The organism is Sphingomonas sp., from assembly GCF_035555815.1.
GTDB lineage: Bacteria > Pseudomonadota > Alphaproteobacteria > Sphingomonadales > Sphingomonadaceae > Sphingomonas.
In genome coordinates this window covers 1-4,133 of record NZ_DATMGG010000118.1, presented here as the reverse complement: position 1 = coordinate 4,133, position 4,133 = coordinate 1, and the positions used below count along the sequence as shown (strand labels likewise).

Genomic DNA, 4,133 nt, shown 5'->3' with positions numbered 1-4,133 from the left:
AAGGGCATCGATTTCAAGCGGCTGGGGCTGGTGATCGTCGATGAGGAACAGCGGTTCGGCGTCACCCACAAGGAGCGGCTGAAGGCGCTCAAGACCGACGTCCACGTCCTCACCCTCACCGCCACGCCGATCCCGCGCACGTTGCAGATGGCGATGTCCGGCCTGCGCGAACTCTCGGTGATCCAGACCCCGCCGGTCGATCGCCTCGCGGTGCGCACCTATGTCATGCCGTGGGATCCGGTCGTGCTGCGCGAGGCGCTGCTGCGCGAACATTATCGCGGCGGGCAGAGCTTCTTCGTCACCCCGCGCATCGCCGACCTGCCCGACATCGAGCAATTCCTGCGCGAGGCGGTGCCCGAGATCCGCTACGTCGTCGCGCACGGCCAGATGGCGCCGACCGAGGTCGAAGAACGCATGTCGGCCTTCTACGACAAAAAGTTCGAGGTGCTGGTATCTACCACCATCATCGAAAGCGGAATCGACATTCCCAGCGCGAACACGATGATCGTCAATCGCGCCGACCGTTTCGGCCTCGCGCAACTCTACCAGCTGCGCGGTCGCGTTGGCCGGGCCAAGACGCGCGCCTATGCCTATCTCACCACCCCGCCCGAACGGCTGATGACCGAGGCGGCGGAAAAGCGGCTAAAAGTGCTGTCCGACCTCGAATCGCTGGGCGCCGGCTTCCAGCTGGCCAGCCACGATCTCGACATCCGCGGGGCGGGCAACCTGCTGGGCGACGAACAGTCGGGGCACATCAAGGAGGTCGGCTACGAACTCTACCAGTCGATGCTGGAGGAGGCGATCCTGGAGGCGCGCGCGGGCGGTTCGCTCAAGCGCCCGACCGATTTCAGCCCGCAGATCACCATCGACGCGCCGATCCTGATCCCGGACGATTACGTCCCCGATCTCGACCTGCGCATGGGCCTCTATCGCCGCCTCAACGAGATCGACGAACCGGCCGGACTGGAGGCGTTCGCCGCCGAGATGATCGACCGGTTCGGCAAACTGCCCGACGAGACCGAGAATTTGCTGCGGCTGATGGAGATCAAGCTCAACGCCAAGCGCGCCTGCGTCGCCAAGATCGACGTCGGGCCAAAGGGCGCGCTCGTCGCGTTCCATGAGGACAATTTCCCGAACCTGCCGGGGCTGCTCGCCTATGTCGGGCGGCTGGGCGAGGTCGCGCGCCTTCGGCCGGACAGCAGGCTGGTGATCAACCGGGTCTGGGCCGATCCAAAGGCGCGGCTGCACGGCGCGCTGCAACTGTCGCGCGGGCTGGCGAAGGCGGCGGGCTGACCCCATCGCGACGAGGTCATGGATTCGTCATAATATGTCTCCTATCACGTGCGGGGGGAGCATAAGATGACCGATGCCACGACCGCCGCGCAATCGATCCCGCTTCGCGCCGCCGAACTCGCGCTGGCCCAGGCTACGACGATCGACGCCGTGGTCACCGCGCTTCGCCACGCCGCGCGCGCCATCGCTGGCGCGGACGGGATTACGGTGATCAGGTGGATCGGCGACGAGGTCGAATACGTCGGGGAGGACGCGATCTCCCCGCTGTGGACCGGCCAACGTTTTCCGATCCGCACCTGCGTATCCGGCATGGCGATGCTCGCCCGCGATGTGATCGTCATCCCCGACATCGAGAATGATCCGCGCGTACCGCTTAACGCTTATCTGAGCACCTTCGTGCGCAGCATGGCGATGTTTCCGATCGGCCGGGGCGACCCCGATATGGCGATGGGCGCCTATTGGCGTGAGACCGGTCCGGTCGATGCCGGAGCGATCGCGCGGATGGCCAGCCTTGCTCAGGTGGCGGCCGACGCGGTCGCGCGAATCAAGGCTGCCGCCAATGCCGCTCAGGATGGCGGACGACTTGTCGCCAACGCCTCGATCCGCGCGCTGTCCACCGCCCCGGAGCACAGATAGCCCTGATAAAGGTCGCATCCTTCGGCGACCACGCGATCGAGTTGTTCCTGCGTCTCAACCCCTTCTGCGACGATGCTGAGACCCAGTGATCGCGCCATGCCGATCACGCCGCGCACGACGATGCGGTCGCGCGCCGAGCCGACCATCTGCTGCGTCATCCGCTTGTCGAGCTTCAGCGTATCGAGCGGCAGCGCGTTGAGATAGGCGAGGCTGGAATAGCCGGTGCCGAAATCGTCGATCGCGATGCGGCACCCCGCGTCGCGCAGCACGCCCAGCGATCCCGCCGCCGATTCGAGCGATTCGATCAGTCCGCTTTCGGTCACCTCGAACGTCAGCCGATCGGGCGCGATGCCGTGCGCGGCGATCCGTTCGAGCATGGCCGGGCCGAACGCGGGCGACGCGATGTCCTCCGCGGTGACGTTGACCGACAGCTTGAACCCCGCCGCCGCGCCGCGCCATTGCCCGGCCAGTGCCAGCGCCTGGCCGTGGAGATAATCGGAAAGCTGCGGCCCCAGGCCCGCGCGCGCGGCGGCGGCGAGCAGCGGCTCCGCCCCGATCTCGCCCAGCCGGGGGTGCCGCCACCGCGCCAACGCCTCCGCACCGACGATCGCCCCGCCGATACACGCGACCTGCGGCTGGAACAGCACCTCGACCTCCCGCTCCGCCAGCGCGCGCGGCAGTTCCTCGGCCAGCGTCGCCAGCGATCGCGATCGGCGCGGGAACACGTCGCGCATCGCCACGCTGGCGTCGGGCGTCTCGCCCAGCGGCTCGACCAGCGCATGCAGGCGGCCGGTGCGCGGGTCGCGCTGGATATGCTCCACGACGCGGCCGATCGCCGGCAGATCATGCGCAAAGGTCGCATTGCCGTCCCGCGCCAGCCGCCGCAGCGCCGCGGCCAACAACGCCCGATCCTCCCGCACGTGCAACAGTACCCGGCTCGCGCTGGCATCGGCCGGCACGCCCAGCGCGACGGCCAGCGCGGCCGAAAGCTGGAGCGAACGCCGCGCGTGATCGTAGCGCCACGCCAGCGGCTCGCTCGGCTGCGCCTCCGCGATCCAGCCGCCGGACACGCGCTGCGCGTGGCATTCGGCGAAACGGATCGCCTCGACCAGCTCGATCTCCCGCATCGGGCTGACCAGGAAATGGGTCGCCCCGGCATGGCGGAACTCGGCGAGCGATCCCGCATCGCCGTGCGACACCAGCACCAGCAGCGCGCGCCCATCGGCCGCCACCGCATCGCCCAGCATCCGGGTCGCCGCCAGCCCCTCCGCCAGCGCGCCGCGCGCGTCGACCAGCGCGACCGGCGCGCCGCTGGCGACCAGCCGTCGTGCCGCGCCCTCGCTGCGCCGCGCCGCCACCGGCCGCCATCCGCCACGCGCCGTTGTGGCCGCCAATTCGTCGCGCTGGCGAAAGGACAGGATAAACAGAGGTTTGGCGCGATATTCTGACAATATCTCTCTTCCGGCGCTGAGAAACCGCCATAGCAGCACGCTTTGCCGCCAGAGGGAATGACCGAAAAGCCGCACGAGCGCGAACGGTTTCAGCCGGGGTTGTGAGCGCGCGCGCAAACGCCTAGCCCATGCCGATGGCCGTGCCCGCGCCTCTGATCGACCGTCACGGCCGCGCGATCGACTATCTGCGGGTGTCGGTCACCGATCGCTGCGACCTGCGGTGTCGCTATTGCATGGCGGAGGAAATGCGTTTCCTGCCCCGCGAAGCGATCATGGACCTCGATGAGATCGCGGTGATCGCCGAGCATTTCATCGCGCGCGGCGTGCGGCGGGTGCGCCTGTCGGGCGGGGAACCGCTGGTCCGGCGTGGCGTGACGGGGCTGGCACGCCGGCTGGGCGGGCAGATCGGCGCCGGCCTCGACGAACTGACGCTGACGACCAACGGCACCCGATTGGCCACGCACGCGCGCGACCTCGCCGACGCCGGCATCCGCCGCGTCAACGTCAGCCTCGACAGCCGCGACCCCGCGACGTTCCGCCACATCACCCGCCACGGCGACGTCGGGCAGGTACTGGACGGCATCGCCGCCGCGCGCGCGGCGGGGCTCGCGATCAAGATCAACATGGTCGCACTGGCCGGGCTCAACGAACATGAGATCGCGCCGATGCTCGCGTGGTGCGGCGAACAGGGCTTCGACCTCAGCCTGATCGAGACGATGCCGCTGGGCCAGGTCGATGAGGACCGCGCCGACC

General features: G+C 68.7%; 4 protein-coding genes. 3 read left to right on the top strand and 1 reads right to left on the bottom strand.

All coding sequences use genetic code 11. The features are described 5' to 3' along the window. Positions 1–1,293 (top strand): TRCF domain-containing protein (locus VNR91_RS06605; protein WP_325489977.1); only part of this gene is annotated, 1,293 nt, incomplete at its 5' end. Between the two features lie 66 nt (positions 1,294–1,359). Then, a complete protein-coding gene (locus VNR91_RS06600; RefSeq protein ID WP_325489976.1) occupies positions 1,360–1,929 on the top strand; it encodes a GAF domain-containing protein in 570 nt (189 codons plus the stop codon). On the opposite strand, the gene VNR91_RS06595 is transcribed toward VNR91_RS06600, so the two are convergent. Next, entirely contained in the window at positions 1,860–3,323 is a 1,464-nt protein-coding gene (locus VNR91_RS06595) for an EAL domain-containing protein (RefSeq protein WP_325489975.1), read from the bottom strand. The genes VNR91_RS06600 and VNR91_RS06595 overlap by 70 nt on opposite strands. Positions 3,324–3,508: 185 nt before the next feature. On the opposite strand from VNR91_RS06595, the gene VNR91_RS06590 reads away from it, so the two are divergent. Continuing rightward, positions 3,509–4,133 (top strand): GTP 3',8-cyclase MoaA (locus VNR91_RS06590; protein WP_325489974.1); only part of this gene is annotated, 625 nt, incomplete at its 3' end.